Source organism: Streptomyces canus (assembly GCF_001514145.1).
In the GTDB taxonomy this organism is placed as follows: domain Bacteria; phylum Actinomycetota; class Actinomycetes; order Streptomycetales; family Streptomycetaceae; genus Streptomyces; species Streptomyces canus.
Genome location: NZ_KQ948674.1, coordinates 157,078 through 172,677 on the forward strand (window position 1 = coordinate 157,078; position 15,600 = coordinate 172,677).

Annotated in this window: 16 protein-coding genes; 4 read left to right on the forward strand and 12 right to left on the reverse strand. The window is 69.1% G+C overall.

The window, feature by feature from the left end; genetic code table 11:
• Nucleotides 1-2: 2 nt before the first annotated feature.
• Entirely contained in the window at nucleotides 3-1,589 is a 1,587-nt protein-coding gene (locus AQJ46_RS42375) for a hypothetical protein (protein WP_225887539.1), read from the forward strand.
• Nucleotides 1,590-1,728: 139 nt separating this feature from the next.
• Here the strand turns inward: AQJ46_RS42375 and AQJ46_RS42380 are convergent, their stop codons facing one another.
• The 3 genes from AQJ46_RS42380 to AQJ46_RS42390 all read right to left on the reverse strand — a co-directional run bounded on the left by AQJ46_RS42380 (nucleotide 1,729) and on the right by AQJ46_RS42390 (nucleotide 3,660).
• Nucleotides 1,729-2,097 (reverse strand): hypothetical protein, encoded by a 369-nt coding sequence (locus AQJ46_RS42380; protein ID WP_059210682.1) that lies wholly within the window; start codon nucleotides 2,095-2,097, stop codon nucleotides 1,729-1,731.
• A 284-nt stretch (nucleotides 2,098-2,381) separates the two neighbouring features.
• Nucleotides 2,382-2,903: a hypothetical protein gene (locus AQJ46_RS42385; RefSeq protein ID WP_159064143.1), complete on the reverse strand. Its 522-nt coding sequence runs from the start codon at nucleotides 2,901-2,903 to the stop codon at nucleotides 2,382-2,384.
• A 487-nt stretch (nucleotides 2,904-3,390) separates the two neighbouring features.
• The gene (locus AQJ46_RS42390) at nucleotides 3,391-3,660 is read right to left on the reverse strand and encodes a hypothetical protein (protein ID WP_159064144.1); all 270 of its coding nucleotides are present in this window, start codon (nucleotides 3,658-3,660) and stop codon (nucleotides 3,391-3,393) included.
• Nucleotides 3,661-4,377: 717 nt separating this feature from the next.
• Between AQJ46_RS42390 and AQJ46_RS42395 the strand changes: the two genes are divergently transcribed.
• Entirely contained in the window at nucleotides 4,378-4,911 is a 534-nt protein-coding gene (locus AQJ46_RS42395; protein WP_059210685.1) for an AAA family ATPase, read from the forward strand.
• Nucleotides 4,912-5,005: 94 nt separating this feature from the next.
• On the opposite strand, the gene AQJ46_RS42400 is transcribed toward AQJ46_RS42395, so the two are convergent.
• The 3 genes from AQJ46_RS42400 to AQJ46_RS42410 all read right to left on the reverse strand — a co-directional run bounded on the left by AQJ46_RS42400 (nucleotide 5,006) and on the right by AQJ46_RS42410 (nucleotide 8,378).
• On the reverse strand, nucleotides 5,006-7,486 hold the full coding sequence (locus AQJ46_RS42400) for a hypothetical protein (protein WP_159064145.1): 2,481 nt from the start codon (nucleotides 7,484-7,486) through the stop codon (nucleotides 5,006-5,008).
• 5 nt (nucleotides 7,487-7,491) lie between these two features.
• The gene (locus tag AQJ46_RS42405; RefSeq protein WP_059210687.1) at nucleotides 7,492-7,827 is read right to left on the reverse strand and encodes a hypothetical protein; all 336 of its coding nucleotides are present in this window, start codon (nucleotides 7,825-7,827) and stop codon (nucleotides 7,492-7,494) included.
• A 152-nt stretch (nucleotides 7,828-7,979) separates the two neighbouring features.
• Nucleotides 7,980-8,378: a hypothetical protein gene (locus AQJ46_RS42410; protein ID WP_159064146.1), complete on the reverse strand. Its 399-nt coding sequence runs from the start codon at nucleotides 8,376-8,378 to the stop codon at nucleotides 7,980-7,982.
• 354 nt (nucleotides 8,379-8,732) lie between these two features.
• Here AQJ46_RS42410 and AQJ46_RS42415 point away from each other — a divergent pair, with 354 nt between their 5' ends.
• A complete protein-coding gene (locus AQJ46_RS42415; protein ID WP_059210689.1) occupies nucleotides 8,733-9,503 on the forward strand; it encodes an IS5/IS1182 family transposase in 771 nt (256 codons plus the stop codon).
• Between the two features lie 82 nt (nucleotides 9,504-9,585).
• On the opposite strand, the gene AQJ46_RS53105 is transcribed toward AQJ46_RS42415, so the two are convergent.
• The 6 genes from AQJ46_RS53105 to AQJ46_RS42450 form a co-directional block, all read right to left on the reverse strand.
• Nucleotides 9,586-10,460, reverse strand: a protein-coding gene (locus tag AQJ46_RS53105; protein ID WP_404828518.1) for an IS5 family transposase whose coding sequence is annotated in 2 segments (ribosomal slippage) — nucleotides 9,586-10,068 and nucleotides 10,071-10,460 — 873 coding nt in all. Because the reading frame shifts where the segments join, the coding sequence is not laid out codon by codon here.
• A 202-nt stretch (nucleotides 10,461-10,662) separates the two neighbouring features.
• The gene (locus AQJ46_RS42430; RefSeq protein WP_225887540.1) at nucleotides 10,663-11,844 is read right to left on the reverse strand and encodes a cytochrome P450; all 1,182 of its coding nucleotides are present in this window, start codon (nucleotides 11,842-11,844) and stop codon (nucleotides 10,663-10,665) included.
• An 11-nt stretch (nucleotides 11,845-11,855) separates the two neighbouring features.
• On the reverse strand, nucleotides 11,856-13,028 hold the full coding sequence (locus AQJ46_RS42435; RefSeq protein WP_059210691.1) for an NAD(P)/FAD-dependent oxidoreductase: 1,173 nt from the start codon (nucleotides 13,026-13,028) through the stop codon (nucleotides 11,856-11,858).
• On the reverse strand, nucleotides 13,025-13,252 hold the full coding sequence (locus AQJ46_RS42440) for a ferredoxin (protein ID WP_059210692.1): 228 nt from the start codon (nucleotides 13,250-13,252) through the stop codon (nucleotides 13,025-13,027). Before AQJ46_RS42440 ends, AQJ46_RS42435 begins: the two co-directional genes overlap by 4 nt.
• Before the next feature lie 195 nt (nucleotides 13,253-13,447).
• Entirely contained in the window at nucleotides 13,448-14,005 is a 558-nt protein-coding gene (locus AQJ46_RS42445; RefSeq protein ID WP_059210693.1) for a pyridoxamine 5'-phosphate oxidase family protein, read from the reverse strand.
• Between the two features lie 141 nt (nucleotides 14,006-14,146).
• A complete protein-coding gene (locus AQJ46_RS42450) occupies nucleotides 14,147-14,929 on the reverse strand; it encodes a FadR/GntR family transcriptional regulator (RefSeq protein ID WP_225887541.1) in 783 nt (260 codons plus the stop codon).
• Nucleotides 14,930-15,039: 110 nt separating this feature from the next.
• Here AQJ46_RS42450 and AQJ46_RS42455 point away from each other — a divergent pair, with 110 nt between their 5' ends.
• Nucleotides 15,040-15,582, forward strand: a complete 543-nt coding sequence (locus tag AQJ46_RS42455; protein ID WP_059210695.1) for a flavin reductase family protein — start codon at nucleotides 15,040-15,042, stop codon at nucleotides 15,580-15,582.
• Nucleotides 15,583-15,600 lie beyond the last annotated feature (18 nt).

Genomic DNA, 15,600 nt, shown 5'->3' on the forward strand with positions numbered 1-15,600 from the left:
TGATGCTGCCGCTCGAGGCGATCGAAGTGGATGCCTTCCGGCGCATTCACGAACACGACACCTTCTGGTGCGGACTGCTGCTCGGGGGCTGCGGCGGCCAGTTGACCACCAAGCTTTACACGGACCGCGCCTGTCACTTCGCGCACCACCCAGACCCGGACGGCCGACCCCACGCCTGCCGGCGCCGCGCCCGCGGCGTGAACAGCGCCGACCACCTGTATGTGAAGTCCGCAGCCGCCGCCTGGCTGCGCGACCGCGGCGAACAGGCCCGCTTCGACTTCACCCAGCCCGATGGCGCACCGGTCGGCTCCGTCGTGGACATCCGCTTCAAGAACCGCGGACTGCGGGTGCACCTGGATGAGACGGTGCCCCCGGTGTGGGACGGAGAGTACGAGCCGGTGCTGGCTGTGTCGGTGCCGGTGGACGGCGCCACCCTGGCCCACCGCTGGTACGTCCACCGCATCCGTCTGGACAGCGAAGGCACCACCCGCCAGGTCCGTATCGGAACCGAGGCCTTCGCCAGGGAGATCGAGTGGTACGGCCTGGGCCAGTGCGAAGTGACGGAGCGAGGGCTGTCGACGCCGGCGGTCGAGCGGATCGTGCAGTCCCGCACGACGCCTCCTCCCACGCGGTGGTCTCCGAGCAGACCCCGGAAGGGGCCAGACGCCGATGCCCGGGCCCGGGGACTGATGCGCCGGTTGGCCGATGCCCTGAAGGTCGACTCCGTCATCATGGTGCGCCGAGTGTGCCGCGAGATCGCCGAACTGACAGGAGTGAGCGAGGAAGTACACCGGGAACTGGCGACCGCGGTTGAAGAGGCCCAGCGCTGGCTGGATGAACAGGCCGAAGCCCGCCATGACCTGTTCGCCCGCCTGGACCAGGCGGCGACCGAGGAGGACGCCAAGCAGGTGCGGGATCTCCTGATCCTCGTCAACGCGACCGCCGCAGCTGACCGTACCGAGGCCGAGGACGCCATCGTGGAGAAGGCCACCGAGTTCTTCGCCGGCCTCGCCCACGCCGCCCATGAGCAGATCGAGGCGGAGGCCGCAGCCGAGCGAGCCGCGGGGGAGGCTGCTGCCCGCGTGCGTAGCACTCTCAAGAGCCTACGCCGCCATGATGCCTACACGTACGACCTGCGCCCTCAAGTGGAGATTCTCCTGCGGTCGGCGGCAGCGTCGGGTGACCGGCTAACCGCCCGCCAGGCGGCAGAAGTTGACGTCTGGAAGAAGCGCGCGGCCGACGGAGTCCCTCCCAGACCGCTGTACAAGCAGGTGGCCCGACGGTACTGGATCCAACGCAGCTGTCCCCGCTGCCAAGCCGGGAAGGGCAAGGACTGCGTGTTCGCCGAGGGGACCAACGCCGGCACGGTACGCGAGTTCCCCCACGATGAGCGGCTGCAGCCGATCGTGGACGAACGGAAGGCCAGGGAGAAGGCGATTCCGCGCCCGTGGCGCGTGTACGACATCACCTGCCCAGATTGCGGCCGGGGTTACAACGCGCCTTGCAAGAGCCCGTCCGGCCCGCACCGTTCCCGCGTCGAATTGGCCAAGGAGTACACCCGTCTCCGCAAACCCCCGCCGAAGAGGTAGGCAGAGACCAAGGCTTCCGAACCGGGGAGCCGTCTCGGACGAGCTCGTTGAGATGCGTCCAGGGGGCCGTGACGTCGCGAGCTCGCCTCGCGCGACGGTCTTGGCCGGCCCCGGTCCCGGATCGAGCACGGCCCGGGGGTCAGGTCTCGCCGCGGGACCGGGCGGCACTGATGGCCAGCTCGGTCTCCGTGCGGACGAGGAGCTCCAGGGCGGCCGTTGTGCGAGGGGCTTGCTCACGAACGGCACCCGACAGACGGAGGTGAGCGGCCAAACGCACGTCGCTCAGCGCGGCTTCCGAAACAGTCAGGCCGTACACCGCGGCCGGGTCCGCGAAGTTCGTCAGGCGCCACAGCTCTTCGGCGGTCAGAGGACCGCCCTGCGTGGCGGCGTCGAACGAGGCCTGCACGTCCGGTGGCGGCTTGTCAGGATCGTCCAGGATCGTCTGGAGCACGAGGCGCAGATCGTCGGGGTCCACGCGAACCGACTCGTTGAAGTCGAGGTGGAGCATCAAGGCCTTCCTTCATGAAGCCGGGTCCGGGACGAGGAACGGACGTCGTGAGTCCCGCACGCCCGTCCCCAGGTGAACGAGGAACCGCCGTGCCGGTCACCGGCCCCGCCGCTTGATCACTGCAGTGATGACGAAGGCCTGCTCAGCCCCATCAGCGCTTCCCACAGGAGGTCGCGGTGGACCTGCTGCGGAGGGTGCCCGGCGGGCAGGCCGCAGCTCCCCAACCCGTGGCCGGCGGGCCGCTGTGCCCATGCGCCGCAACGCGGGGGCTCAGTGTCGTCGACTCAGCGGTAGTCCATGGCGTGGTGGTGATGCGGGACGCCGTCGTGCCCACGCTCCAGATCACACGACCAGGGATCCCACTCGGATACGGGCGGGTGAACCTCCAGGGCGGGGCACAGGCGCTGGCGGTCGGCCCTCCTGAACCTCAGGGCGAACCCGTAGCCCGAGACCAACGCGGGAGCTGGCTCGCAGCCGTAGCCAGCCTGCTGCAGCGCCCGCTCGCATACGGGGCCGATCTCGTGCGACTCGAACGCCAGGCGGGCGACTCCACCGCTTGACCAGTCCTCGTTGGCCCGGACGAAGACCACCGCGTGCGGTTCGTCGCAGCCGAGGTGCTCCCCGATCGCCTCGTCGAGGAGGTGATGGACGAAGTCGCCCTCGGCGTACGGCGCGTAGCCCGACCGGCGTGGTCGGCCCGACGTGGTAACCGCTGGCAGAGGGCTCCCGCTTTCGGTGACCGCCACGTCGTGCAGACGCGTGGGAGGTATGAAGCGGGGCGGGCCGCTCGTGCGTGCATCGACCACCGGGACACCCTGGTCGGTGCTCGGGCCGATGACACGTAGAAACGAGACCTCGCTTCGTCGGCAAGACCGGAACAACCGGCCGACTCTCGGCATCGGCTTCTCTCCTTCTCAAGCCCGACCCGGCGCCGTGTACGTATGACGGGGACTCCAACCGCCACAGCCGACGTTGGCAGAGGTGCTCCCCGTGGGCCACGAGGAGCCTACCGGCCAGCGGCAGCCGCTCGGCGACTGCACCGCCACGACGGAAGCCCACGATCATCGCCATGCCGTCGCTGCCCAGGCGGGCGCGGACTGTGAGATCCGCATGGGGAGAGGGCGCGTACGGTGTGCGGCTGCCCCTCGGCAATGCGATGGCCCACGGCCAACGGGCCGGGAGCGCAGAAGGGCATGACCAGCTGGCTTCGGCCTCAGCGTCGTCTTCGTCTCCGAGGCTTGCAGAGATCGGGTCTTTTTGGACGGCAAGCACGTCTGTTGGGGGCGAAGTCGCTTATTCCGCTGCGAATGTGGCGGTGAAGGTGTCGTGGCCGTCGGCAGGCCAGTCCCCGCCGGTCATGATGGAGAGGTGGACGTGGAAGAGAGGGCAGTGGACGTGCGCGGGGAAGCTGTCGGGAGGAACGTCGTCCGGTACCAAGATCATCAGCAACTCGCCGCACACGATGCAGTCGGTCTCCGCGTACCGAAGTTCGCCCGCCGTCCACTTGGGGTACCGCCGCTTCCAGGAGTGACCGCAACCCGTCGTGAAGCGCGTACCAATCACGGTCCGTCGCATGTCTCCTGCCTCCAATGGACTAGGTGGTTTCGCCTCGGAAGGTGTCGTGTGCTCCGGCCGGACCATCGGGCCCGGTGCCGTACCCTTCGCGGAGGCGGTGAACGTCAGGAGCCGTGAGTTTCCTTTGCGGCAGGTGTCCCGCAGTGGCTGAGTCGGCTCGACGCGTCAGCGGGCCCCGTGTCGTAGCGCTACAACACCTGCCCGGCTCGGGCGTCACCGCTGAGCCAGTAGTAATTCGTACCCCTGGTCGAGGCCGGGGGTGGCCTCGACCAGGAGGCTGACGCCGACAGGTCTCCATCCTGTGTCCCCGCCTTTCGGCGGTGCTCTCTGCGGTTGAGCTACAGCGTCCGCGGGTGCCGCGCCCCTTTCGAATAGGGGCGCGGCAGGCCTCCCCCCGCAAGGGGGAGGGGCAGGGACCCCGGCCGGGCTGTACGCGGAATGCGTCTGTCACACAGCCCGGCCGGGAGTCGGTGGGGGAGGGGCCTGGCCGGAGCGAGGGGGGAGTCGCCCGGCCAGGAGCTTGGGTGGACGAGCTGCTCCCCGCCGTTCCAACACGTCCAGCGTACCCGATAAAAAAGAGTTATGCAATATAGTTAGGGTGTGGGCTTGCGCGCCACCAACACGGTCACACATCCGGGGCGAGGTCGAAGATCTCCGGGATCTCCCCAGGCGATGTCGGTGGCTACCGATAGCGTGATCGCTGTGATGGTGGGCACCGACGAAACGCGGCTGGTAGTACTACGCGGCAACAGCGCCTCAGGGAAGAGCTCCGTCGCGGACGGCCTCCGCGGAAAATTCGGCCGTGGCCTGGCCCTCGTCGGTCAGGACAACCTCCGCCGGATTGTGCTCCGCGAGCGGGACCGCCCCGGGGCGGCGAACATCGGCCTGATCGACCTGACGGCCCGCTACGCCTTGGACGCCGGATATCACGTCGTGGTTGAAGGCATCCTGTACGCCGACCGCTACGGCGACATGCTCGCCCGGCTGCGTGCCGACCACCGCGGCCCGACCCACAGCTACTACTTGCACGTGCCGTTCCGCGAAACCCTCGCCCGCCACGCCACCAAGCCGATCGCCAACGACGTCAACGAGGCACAGCTGCGCGACTGGTACCGGGAACTCGATCTGTTGCCCGGCGCAGTCGAGGCCATCATCGACGCCAACAGCAAGCTCGCCGAGACGGTCGAGCGCATCATGCTCGACACGGGCCTGGTCAGTCTTCCCCCACTCGAACCCTGACCCGTCCGGCGCCCTGAAGCGGGCGAGTCGCTTGTGGCGGCACAGGGCCAGCGGAGGCCTGCCATCAGGTCCTGAGGGCAGGGATGTTCCCCGATCACTCCAGGTCCTCCCATGTCCACCGGGGTGCAGGCGTCCCATCAGGCTCCCGCCCGAACCGATAGCGCTCCCGTCGGTCACCGGATGCGATGAACACTTCGAAGCGCCCCGCAGCGGTAAGCCGCTCGACCAGCGCGGCGGACTGCTTCCGCGCGCCGGTCTTCAGTAGTTCCCGCTGCAGGAGCGCGACGGCCCACATGGCCTCCAAGGAGGCGTGGGCGGCGGCGCGCTCTGCTAGCACGGCGGCCTGCTGGTGAGCCCCGGCCCGCTCCAGTGCTTTCAGCAGACGGGCTGCGACCCACGGGTCGGCCAGGGCGGTATCAGCGGTGTGCGCGGCGGCGCGCTTCGCCAGCGCAGCGGCCTGCTGACGGGCTTCAGCCTTGCGCAACTCCTCCAGCAGGTCGGCCACGCCGACCGGCTCATCGAGGGTGACGTGGACAGCGGGATCACGATCGAGTAGGACGGCGACTTGATCCTCCATCCCAGCCGTCAGCAGTACACCGAGCAGGCGGGCCACTGCCCGCGGATTCCCGAGGTCGGCAAGCGGGACGTGCTGTTCGGCCGATGCCAGGGCGTGCTCCTTCTCTCCGGCTCCGCGAAACGACATCAGCTGCATGGCCAATTGGGCCGGGTCACGAAGATCGGGTTCTGTCCGGGCGGAGGGTGGCTCGTTCACTCCAGCCTCAGACGAGGAGGCGGCTGAGGGTTGGAGGGCCGCGTAAGCATCGGCACGATTCGCCAGCACAGCGGCCTGCTCATGGGCACCAGCATCCTGGAGTTCCCTCAGCAGCCGCCTGACGGCCGACGAATCGTAGAGCGCCATGTGAGAAGCGGCCCGTTTGGCCAGCGCGAGGGCCTGCTCGTCTGCCCCGGCTCTCAACAACGCATCCATCAGCTTGATCACTCCGATGGGAGGCCTGAAAGAGCACTGGGCAATGGCGCGTTCCGCCAGCGCGTCGATTTGCTCATGCGCAGCGGCCATCAGGAACTCCTCCACCAGCCAGTGCACGTTGTAGGGATAGTCGACGGCGACGTGGGATGCGGGGTCACGGCCCAGCAAGACAACGGTTTCGTCTTCCGCCCCGGCCTCCCGAAGCTCCTTTAGGAGTCGGCTTACAGCCACCGGATTGTCGAGGGTGCAGTCGGCGACGGCGCGCCGTGCCAGCGCGGCGGCCACCTGGTGTGCCCCGGCCGCCCGGAGCGCGCCGAGCAGTCTGGCTGCGTCCGACGGCTGGTGGAGGGCAATGTGGGCTGCCGCCCAGTTGGCAGCCTGGTCGTCACGTGGGTGGAGGGCGTGGAGCGCTTCGACCAGGCGGATGGCTGCCTGGGCGTCTCCCTGGGCGGTGGCGCGTTTGTACAGTTGCGCGGCATCGCGGTACAAGCCGCGGGTCCAGGCGGCGTAACCGAGTGCAGTCAGGTTGCCGCCGTGGGCATGGACGGCGGCCGCGGTCCAGAAATCGACGGGAGGGATCTGGTCGGCGCGAACCCGGCGGCCATGCTGGTCGAGATAGTCAGCAAGTTGGTATCGCGGTTCGTGCGCGGCCTGGATGGACTGTCCAGCAGCAGGCCGGGGAGCGGCGCGGGTCCGCTGGCCGCGAGAAGCCCTGGTTTTGACGGGGACGAAGATGCCGGGGATGCCTTTAGCCGGCGCGGTGCCATAGGCAAGGGCCGTCTGCAACCAGTCGTCGTGTGTCTGCGCCCACTCCGTGTCGGAGAGGTAGCTGGGCGCGGCTTCGGCCAGCCACGCCAGTGGGATGTGCGGTCCGGCGCCGAGGCGGCGGGCGTCCATCGCAGCGTGCACCAGAGCCCTGGTTGCCGGTGGCGCCGCCCGATAGCGGTCCATGAGGAACGGGACACCAGCCAGGTACTGCGTAATCTGACCGTCGCGGGCACATTCGGCGGCCTCCGCGAGTCGCGGGTCGGTGTCGGCTGCGTGAGCCACCGCGGCAAGGTCGGCGCTGGTGAACGCCTCCGGTACATCGATCTTGTGTCCGTCGAGTAGTTCAGCGGCCTGGGCATGCGCACCGCGGGTGGTCAGGGCGTCCCAGTGCGGTGACCAGAGGGTGGCCAGCACCAAGACCGGCGCACGCGCAGGGTCGTTCAGCAGGTTCCGCAAACCGGCGGCGACCTGTTCGCCACCCGAATCTGCCCCCAGGTAGTTCTGGGCCTCGTTCAGCCACACCACGGTGTGCGGGGCCACGTCGTCCAGTTCGGCCAAAACGGCGTCGGGGCGGGTGGGATAGATGGGATGCCACAGCCGCCATGCGCCCTTGACGGTGAGCGGTCGGACCGCTTCCCACAGCGCCCGGGTCTTGCCGGTGGAGGACCCGCCGACCAGCACCGCGATACCACTGCGCCCGCTCGCTGCGGCATCAACCACCGACCGCAGCGACGCGTCGAACTTCCGCTCGATATAGGCCGGTAGCACACCGAGCCGGTCACGGGCGGCACCAGTGTCGAGTGCCGGGTGGACCTCCAAGTCGTCTACGACGAGCTGACCGTCGAAGTCCCCGATCGGCCGACCCGCCCCCGGGCCATCCCTGTCTCGATCCACAGACGGCGAACTCGGGCGGCCATCTCCTGCTCGTCCGCAGCGGCTCGGCGGGCCAGGGCCACCATGACGGAGACCGCATCGGCCTGGTGGGGCGGCTGCACCGAATCGCAGATGATGCGGCGGACCGTATCCCTGCTCGGCGCCCCCGGCAGATCGTCGTCGGCTGCGACGGTCGCAGCGATCTCGTCCAGGCTCGGGGCACCTGCCGCGAGATACATCTCGTAGAGCAGACCCTTCAACTCCCGCAGCGGACGCGGCCATCCCACCCGCGCTCGATCGAGCGGCCGCGGCCGTCTGGCTGGCCCCTTCCCCGTGTCGCGACTCATCGCACCATCATGTCCCGCGTCGGACCACAGCAGAGCATGAACAGGCTCAACGCCCTGACCAGGCGGAGTGTTTGTCGCAACTGAGAGTCGCCCTACGGGCCGGCCGCGAACGCCGCGTACTCCTCCCACTCCGCCGGGGCGTGGCCGGGGTGCGCCCGCTCGTACGCGGCCAGGCGCGGATGCCACACGGACAGGACCGGGCGAAGGCCACGGGTGAGGATGGCCATGGCCAGCCAGTGGACGGGCAGCCCATCCGCCGGGGGCGGTGGGTCGGCCGTCGGCTGGTCCCGGTACATGGCGAAGAGGGCGTAGAGGGAGTTGAGGGTGTTCCGCGGCGTACCGCCGCCGTCAGCGTCGAGCCGTCGCCCGATGCGTGGTGCCGCCTGGAAGAACATCCGGGTCGCGGCCTCCCGGGCCCTCGCGTCCGACGTGATCGTGAATTCGCCCTCAGGAAGCGTGACATGGGTTCGGCGCACGTGTGGGTGTCTCACCGCGCGAACGTACCAACCGGCTCGGTGGGACATCGACGAAAGGTGTCCGCTGGGTGGCTCGACATCCGGGGATGCTCCGCCCGCCCTCAAGGACATCTGTGAGACTCGCGGTTGAGCGGGAAGTGACGTACCGGCGCTTCGCCGACGCTCACAGGGCCTGCTCCAGGACACCGGGGCAACCTTCCGCTCCCGGGGCGGAGCCCCGCGCCGCACCGAGCCCCGACTCGCGGGCCCGGGCGTGCGGTGGAGGCATGGCGAGGTGGGAGCCGAGCTACTTCCAGGCGGAGGACATCGCGGTCCGGCGCCTGACCTAAAGCGTGTTGCAGAAGGCTGCGATCAGGGCATTTCCCTTGTATGCGTGGGGTGTTGAGGGCTGATTCGTTGTGGGTGGAGACGTTCACGGGGTTGCGGATGAAGCAGTTCGAGCGGTTGCTGAAGGTGGTGCGGGAGCGGGGTGGCGACGGGCCGCGGCTCGGTCGCCCGTGGTGTCTGCCGCTCGCCGACCGGGTGCTGGTGGTAGCGGTCTACTACCGGACGAACCTGACCATGCGCCAGCTCGCGCCACTGTTCTCAGTCTCGCCGGCGACGGTGTGCAGGGTGATCCAGCGGCTCGGGCCCCTCCTCGCGCTCGAGCCGGTCTCCCGTCCGGTCGATGCCGCGGACCGGCTGTGGATCGTGGACGGCACGCTTGTCCCGGTCCGTGACCGCACGGTCGGTGCGTCGAGCCGCAACTACCGGTTCTCCGCGAACGTGCAGGTCATCATCGATGCTGACACGCGCCTGGTCGTGGCCACCGCCCGTCCGGCCCCGGGCAACAAGGCCGACGCCCACGTGTGGCGCAACTCCGGCCTGCCGCAGCAGTGCCAGGGCATCACCGTGCTCGGCGACGGCGCCTACATCAACACCGGCCTGGTCGTCCCGCACCGCAAACGACCCGGCCGGCCCCTGCTGGCCGGCGAAGAAGCCGACAACGCGGAACATCGCCGGGTCCGTGCGCGGGTCGAGCATGCGATCGGCCGACTGAAGAACTACAAGATCCTCCGCGACTGCCGACAGCACGGCGACGGCCTCCACCACGCGGTCCAGGCCGTCGCCCACATGCACAACCTCGTCCTCGCCTCGTGATCAGAACAGCCGTGACCGGGCTTTGACCTGAAAAGTCACGGCCATCTGCAACACGCTTTAGGGTGCGTTTCGAAAGTGCTGGTCACAGCCACTCGTTGATGGCTGCGACCAGCACGGTCGCTTCGTAGCGGACGGCGAGCTTGTCGTATCTCGTGGCGACCGCACGGTGCCGTTTCAGGCGGTTGATTCCGCACTCCACCGCGTGGCGCTGCTTGTAGTCGTCCTTGTCGAACTTCGGTGGCCGGCCGCCGTGGGAACCGCGTTTCTTTCGGTTGGCGATCTGGTCGCGCTTCTCCGGGATCGTGCAGCGGATGCCACGTTTGCGCAGGTAGTCGCGGTTCGCGCGGGAGCCGTACGCCTTGTCGGCACGGACCTTGTCCGGCCGGGTGCGCGGGCGGCCCGGCCCGAGCCGGGGCACCCGGATACGACCCAGGACCACCCGGAACTGCGGCGAGTCGCCGCGCTGTCCGGCCGTGATGACCAGTGACATCGGCTTCTGGGCCTGCTCGACCGCCAGGTGAAGCTTGGTGGTCAGCCCGCCCCGGGAACGTCCGAGCCCGTGATCGTCGGGCTCGGTGAACACACCACCTGGCGGCTCGATCTGCAGATCCCCTTTTTGCGGGCACCTGCCGCATGCTGGTGGGCACGGGCGATGGTCGAGTCCACCGAGACGTCCCAGGTGATCAGCCCCTCGGCGTCGGCCTGTGCCTGCAGCTGTTCGAAGATGCGGTGCCAGGTGCCGTCCCGCTGCCAGCGCCGGAACAGGCCGTAGACCGTCTCCCACGGACCGTACCGCTCAGGCACGTCCCGACAGGGAGCACCGGCGCGGGTGCGCCAGCGTATGCCGTCTATCAACTGCCGCTTGGTGTGCACCGGTGGCCGTCCAGGCTTCTTGCCGACCGGGAGCAAGGGCTCCAGCTTCGCCCACTGTGCATTCGTCAGATCATGCCGCCCCACGAAGTGGATCTTGACACATCAAGATCCACTTCTGAAACGCACCCTAGCAGCTGTGGTCCCCGTCCGATGACTGCCCGCAGCCGGGACAGTCCACCGGCGCCGCCTCCGCAGTCCGCACCGTAATCCTGACCAGGTCCTCGCTCCCGCCCGGTGCCGGTAGCGCGGTGCCCGGCATGCACATGAACTCAGGTGTACGCCGACATCAGTCAGTGATGACGGTTACTGGCAGCGAATCCAGGCCACGCAGGATGTTGTTGAAGTGGCGGACCGGCTCGCCGGCCTCGATGTGGGACACGCTGCGCAGCAGCGCCCGCAGGATCGCCTCGCCCTCCAGGCGGGCCAGCGCCTGCCCCGCGCAGCCGTGCAGGCCGTAGCCGAAGCCGAGGTGGTCGAGGTTGTCACGGGTGATGTCGAAGCGGTCGGCGTCCGCCCATTTACGTTCGTCGCGGTTGGCGGATCCGTAGAGAACCGCCAACCGGGCACCGGCCGGCACGGTGACGTCTCCGACGGACCAGTCGACACGTGCCGTCCGTCCGAACACCTGGACCGATGACTCGTAGCGCACCACCTCCCGGAACGCCTGGGGGACCAGGGACGGGGCCGCTCGCAGCGCGTCCCACTGGTCGGGGTGCTGAGCCATCAGCCAGACGGTGTGGCCGATCGCGTGCACCGTGGTGTCCATCCCTGCCGTGACGTAGGTCATGACCAGCCATGGAGCGACGGCCTCCGGGATCTCCCCGGCGTCGACGGCGTCGTACACCGCCCTGCCCATGCTGCCCTCGGTCAGCGCCGCACGCGTCGCACCGGCCATCACGTACTCGGCCAGCTCGGGCAGCCGCGGGAACGACGCCTGAGTCCGGGCGTTGTCGGGTCCGAAGCAGTTGAAGTTCGCGTCGAGAAGGGGAAGCAACCGCTCGCGCCCCTCGTGCGGCAGACCGATCAGATCGCCGACGACCTCGACGGGGAACCAGCGCGCGAGATCGGTCACCGCGTCGAAGGAGCCCTTCGCGACGAGGCGGTCGACCAGGAGTTCCGCACGCCGGGTGATGTCGGGTGCCAGATCGCGCAGCGCGCGAGGAGCCAGGCGGGCGGACAGAACACCTCGCAACTGGTCGTGCAGCGGCGGGTCCGCGCGCAGGATCCCGTCCCCGATGTAGTGGTTGAACTGTTCGTTCAGCGCGACGTCGGCGGACGAGAAGGCTTCCCAGTCGCCGAGCACGCGGCGTGCCTCCTCATAGCGTGCGACGGCGAAGACATCGGAGTGTTCCAGGTAGACCACCGGTCCCGCATCACGGAGTGCACGGTAGACCGGGTAGGGATCGGCCATGACCTCCTCGGAGAAGATGTCGGCGTCCGACCGGGGGGAATTGACAGGGGAGGGCACTGCGGCCTCCTTCAGTGAGCCAGCACCTGCTGGGCGAGTTTGGCGAGTCTGGGCGCCGACATGGGGTAGTTCACCGCGGCCGCCGTGTCGTAGCCGCGCTCCTGCCCGGCGGCGCGCCAGGCGAGGAGGACACGCCGGTCGGCGAGGGATCCGTCGATCACCGTGGGCTCCCCGACGGGAGGCAGGTGACCGGTCAGCCGGACCTTCAGGCCGAACGCCTCGGTCCAGAAGAACGGTGGAGTGGTGGCGGCTGCCGCGCCGGCCGGCTCCCGTCCGAGCAGGGTGGCGGCGGCGGTCCTGGCTTGTGACAGCGCGTTCGACCAGTGCGGGCTGCGCACACAGCGCCCGTCGGCACGGCGGACGGAGACTACGTCCCCGGCAGCGACGATGCCGGGAGCGACACGGCACTCGTCATCGACCACGACTCCGCCGTCGAGACGTATACCGCTGCCGTGCAGCCATTCCGTGTTGGGTATGTCGCCCACGGCGGTGACGACGATGTCGGCTTCCGCGAGCAGTGTGCCGTCGGCCGACAGCAGCCGGTCGGGGGTGCCGTCCTTGAAGCCGACCGTGACGCCCCCGGGAACGACACGAATCCGTGCCCCCTGCTCTGCGGCCGCGTCCAGCACCATGCCGGACAGCAGGGAGCCGAGACGGCCGGCCAGCGGACTGACCCCGTCGACAACGGTGACGGACTTGCCGAGGCTCGCGGCCGAGGAGGCGACCTCCATGCCCAGGAAGCCGCCACCTGCCACCACGACTTCCTGCGCTCCGTCCAGCCGCTGCCGCAGGCCGATGGCGTCGTCCAGGGTGCGCACAGTGAGCTCGCTGTCCGCGCCCGCGGTGGTCAGACGCCGGGCGCGGGCGCCGGTGGCGATGACCAGGCCGTCGTAGTGCAGGCTTTCGCCACCTGCCAGTTCGACGACGTTGCGCGAGCGGTCGAGGCCGACCGCGGCGACACCACGGAGCATCGAGACGTCGTCGAGGACGGGCAGGAAGACGCTGTCGTCGGGTGCGGCACCGACCAGTACATCCTTCGACAACGGCGGTCGCGTGTAGGGCCGGTGGGTCTCGTCGCCGAGCAGAGTGATCTCACCGTCGAAGCCGAAGCCGCGCAGCGCGGCGGCGCAGGCGCACCCGGCCTGCGACGCCCCGACGACGACGATGTGGCGCCGAGCGGTCATGCCGGTGCCGACGCGGTGCGGACGCTGAGAGCCGCTACGGGGCAGGCACGCACCGCGGCCTCAGCGAGAGGCTTCTGCGTCGGCGATATCCCGGCCACATCGATGACGGGTACGTCGTCCTCGTCGAGGTGCAGCAGCTCTGGGGCGGCCTGCTCGCACATTCCGTAGCCCTCGCACCGGCCCCTGTCGACCGACAGGTGGCCCGTTTTTTCCGGTTGCTCCATTGCAACTCCCGAATCTCTATCGGCCAGCAGCGCGCAAGCGGGACGATTCGGACCGATCGCTCCCGCGTCCTGCCGCGGCGCCTGCCTGATCACTGGGAAATGAGAATTGATAGACCTGATATTCAAGCCATGCGTCCGACTAGACAGGACCATAGAGAGGGGCTCTGTGCGTCGACGGCACGGGCGTCCTCGATGTCAGCCTTGGGAAGTGAAGAGTTCCGCATACGGCTGCATGGCGGACAATCCGCTGCCGTCGGCGGTGAAGTCGAGGAGCGTCCGCCACATCAGCCCCACCCGGTGGTCCGCCCACACGGCTTGAACGGGATCGATGCGGAAGAACGCCTGCTGCCCTTCTTCCGGCCCCTTGACCTGGTCGAACATTCCCGACGTGGCGGCCCACGGGAACTGCTCGCGGCTGAGCCGGGCCGCCAGGGCGATCTCGTCCGGCGCGACGACCAGGGCCGCCCGCCCCTTGACCTGGAGGGAACGGGTCTCGAAGCGTTCGTCGTAGCCCCCCGACGGAAGGTGGCTCACGACGTAGCTGACCCGCCCGTCTTTGACCATCTCCGAGCGCTTGCGGGTCCGGGCGAAGGTGTGCATGTAGACACGCAGCCCGTCGGCGGCGATGTGCATCGTGGATACGGACGGGGCTCCAGTCCCGTCCAGCACCGCCAGTGCCGCGATCTCCTCGGTGCGGAGGAGATCGGTGATCGCTCCTTCGATCTGCTCCAGGCTCGGCTCGGTACGCGGCATGAGGCCTCCAACGGGTGGGCTCCAACGGGTGGAAAGGTGCGCCCATCTCTAGCGCCGCGACCGAGATAACAGGACAATGGTCCTTCTATGCAAGACACGTGCGCTCAGATGTTCCTCGCATCCGTCGGCACCGCCCCTGCCTCATTCCCCGCCGACGGCTGTGGCCGTGTCGTGCTCGGCGACAAGCCGCAGGAGGGTCTCCTCGTCCCGTTCGTCGAGGGCGTCGACCATCGCGGCATGCAGCCTCCAGCGGTCGCGGATGTGCCGCGCGAGAGGAACGCCAGCCTGTGGCCGGACCTCCAGGGCGTGACGTTCGACCAGCTCCAGGAGGGCCACGTAGAGCGAGCACAGGAGGGGGTTCGGAGTGATGTCGGCGACCCTGGCATGCAGGCGCCAGTTGGCCCGCACGAACTCGCCTGCGTCACCCTCGGCCGCCGCCGCGGCCATGGCCTCCAGGCGCACCCGGAGGTCCTTGATGTCGGCCGGCGAGGCGTGCCACAGCGCGTCCTGCCACAGCAGCGGCTCAAGAGCGTTGCGGATGCGCAGCGCCTGTGCCACATCACCCGGGGAGGCGTCCAGGGCCAGAACGGAGTGGGCGAGCCGTGTCATCGGGGTCTGCTCGGCAGCGAACAGGCCGCCTCCCGGACCGCGCTGGACCGTCACCACTCCCCGGACCTGGAGCAGGCGCAGCGTCTCGTTGAACGTCCCGACGGACACCCCGCAACGGGACCGGAGTTCCTCCTTCGTGCCCAGACGTGTGCCCGGAGCGACCCGCGCGGCCAGTTCGGCCACGGCGTCCGCCGCCGCCTCGGCGCGGGACGCACCCCCCGCCTGCCCCCACTCGGCCCGCCGCAAGGCCGGCGGATCCACCCCCCTGCCCGCATCCGCACCTTCGCGCCGGGCGTCTCCGCTCCGTGCCGCCACAGCCAACTCCGCTCCTCGACCGACTCCGGAAAATCATTATGACGAATACAGTCGCACCTCTTGACGCCCCGCGTAACCCGGATGCAGCATCACCGTAATCATTATGACGAATGGAGATCCTTATGGTCCCCTCCTTCGGTGAGCAGGCATTCCGCGATCTCATGGCCGGTGTCTGCGCCCCGGTCACGATCGTCACCGCCACGGCGGAGGGTCTCCCCTACGGCACGACGGTCAGCGCCTTCGCCTCACTGTCGCTGCGGCCGCCCATGGTGACCGTGGCTCTCGACCGCGCATCCCAGGTCCTGTCCCGTATCACCGCCACGGGACGCTTCGGTGTGAACGTCCTCGCCCGGACCCAGGACGACCTCGCCCTGGGTTTCGCCCGCCGCGGGGCCGACCGCTTCGCCGGCGTGGACTGGCACTTCGACCACGGCCTTCCACGGCTCGGCTCGGCCCCGGGATGGCTGGCGTGCGAGGTGACCGAAGCCGTGGAGGGCGGCGACCACCTGCTGGTCCTCGGCTCGGTCACGCATGCGGAGACGACGCCGGCCGCGCCGCTCGTCTACGGGCACCGCACCTTCGGCACCCATTCCGCCTTCGCCGACCGCCCGCGCCGCACGATCGGGGAACTCGTCGCCGCCTGCGCGCGCTGATCCTTCCTCCCACCCGGA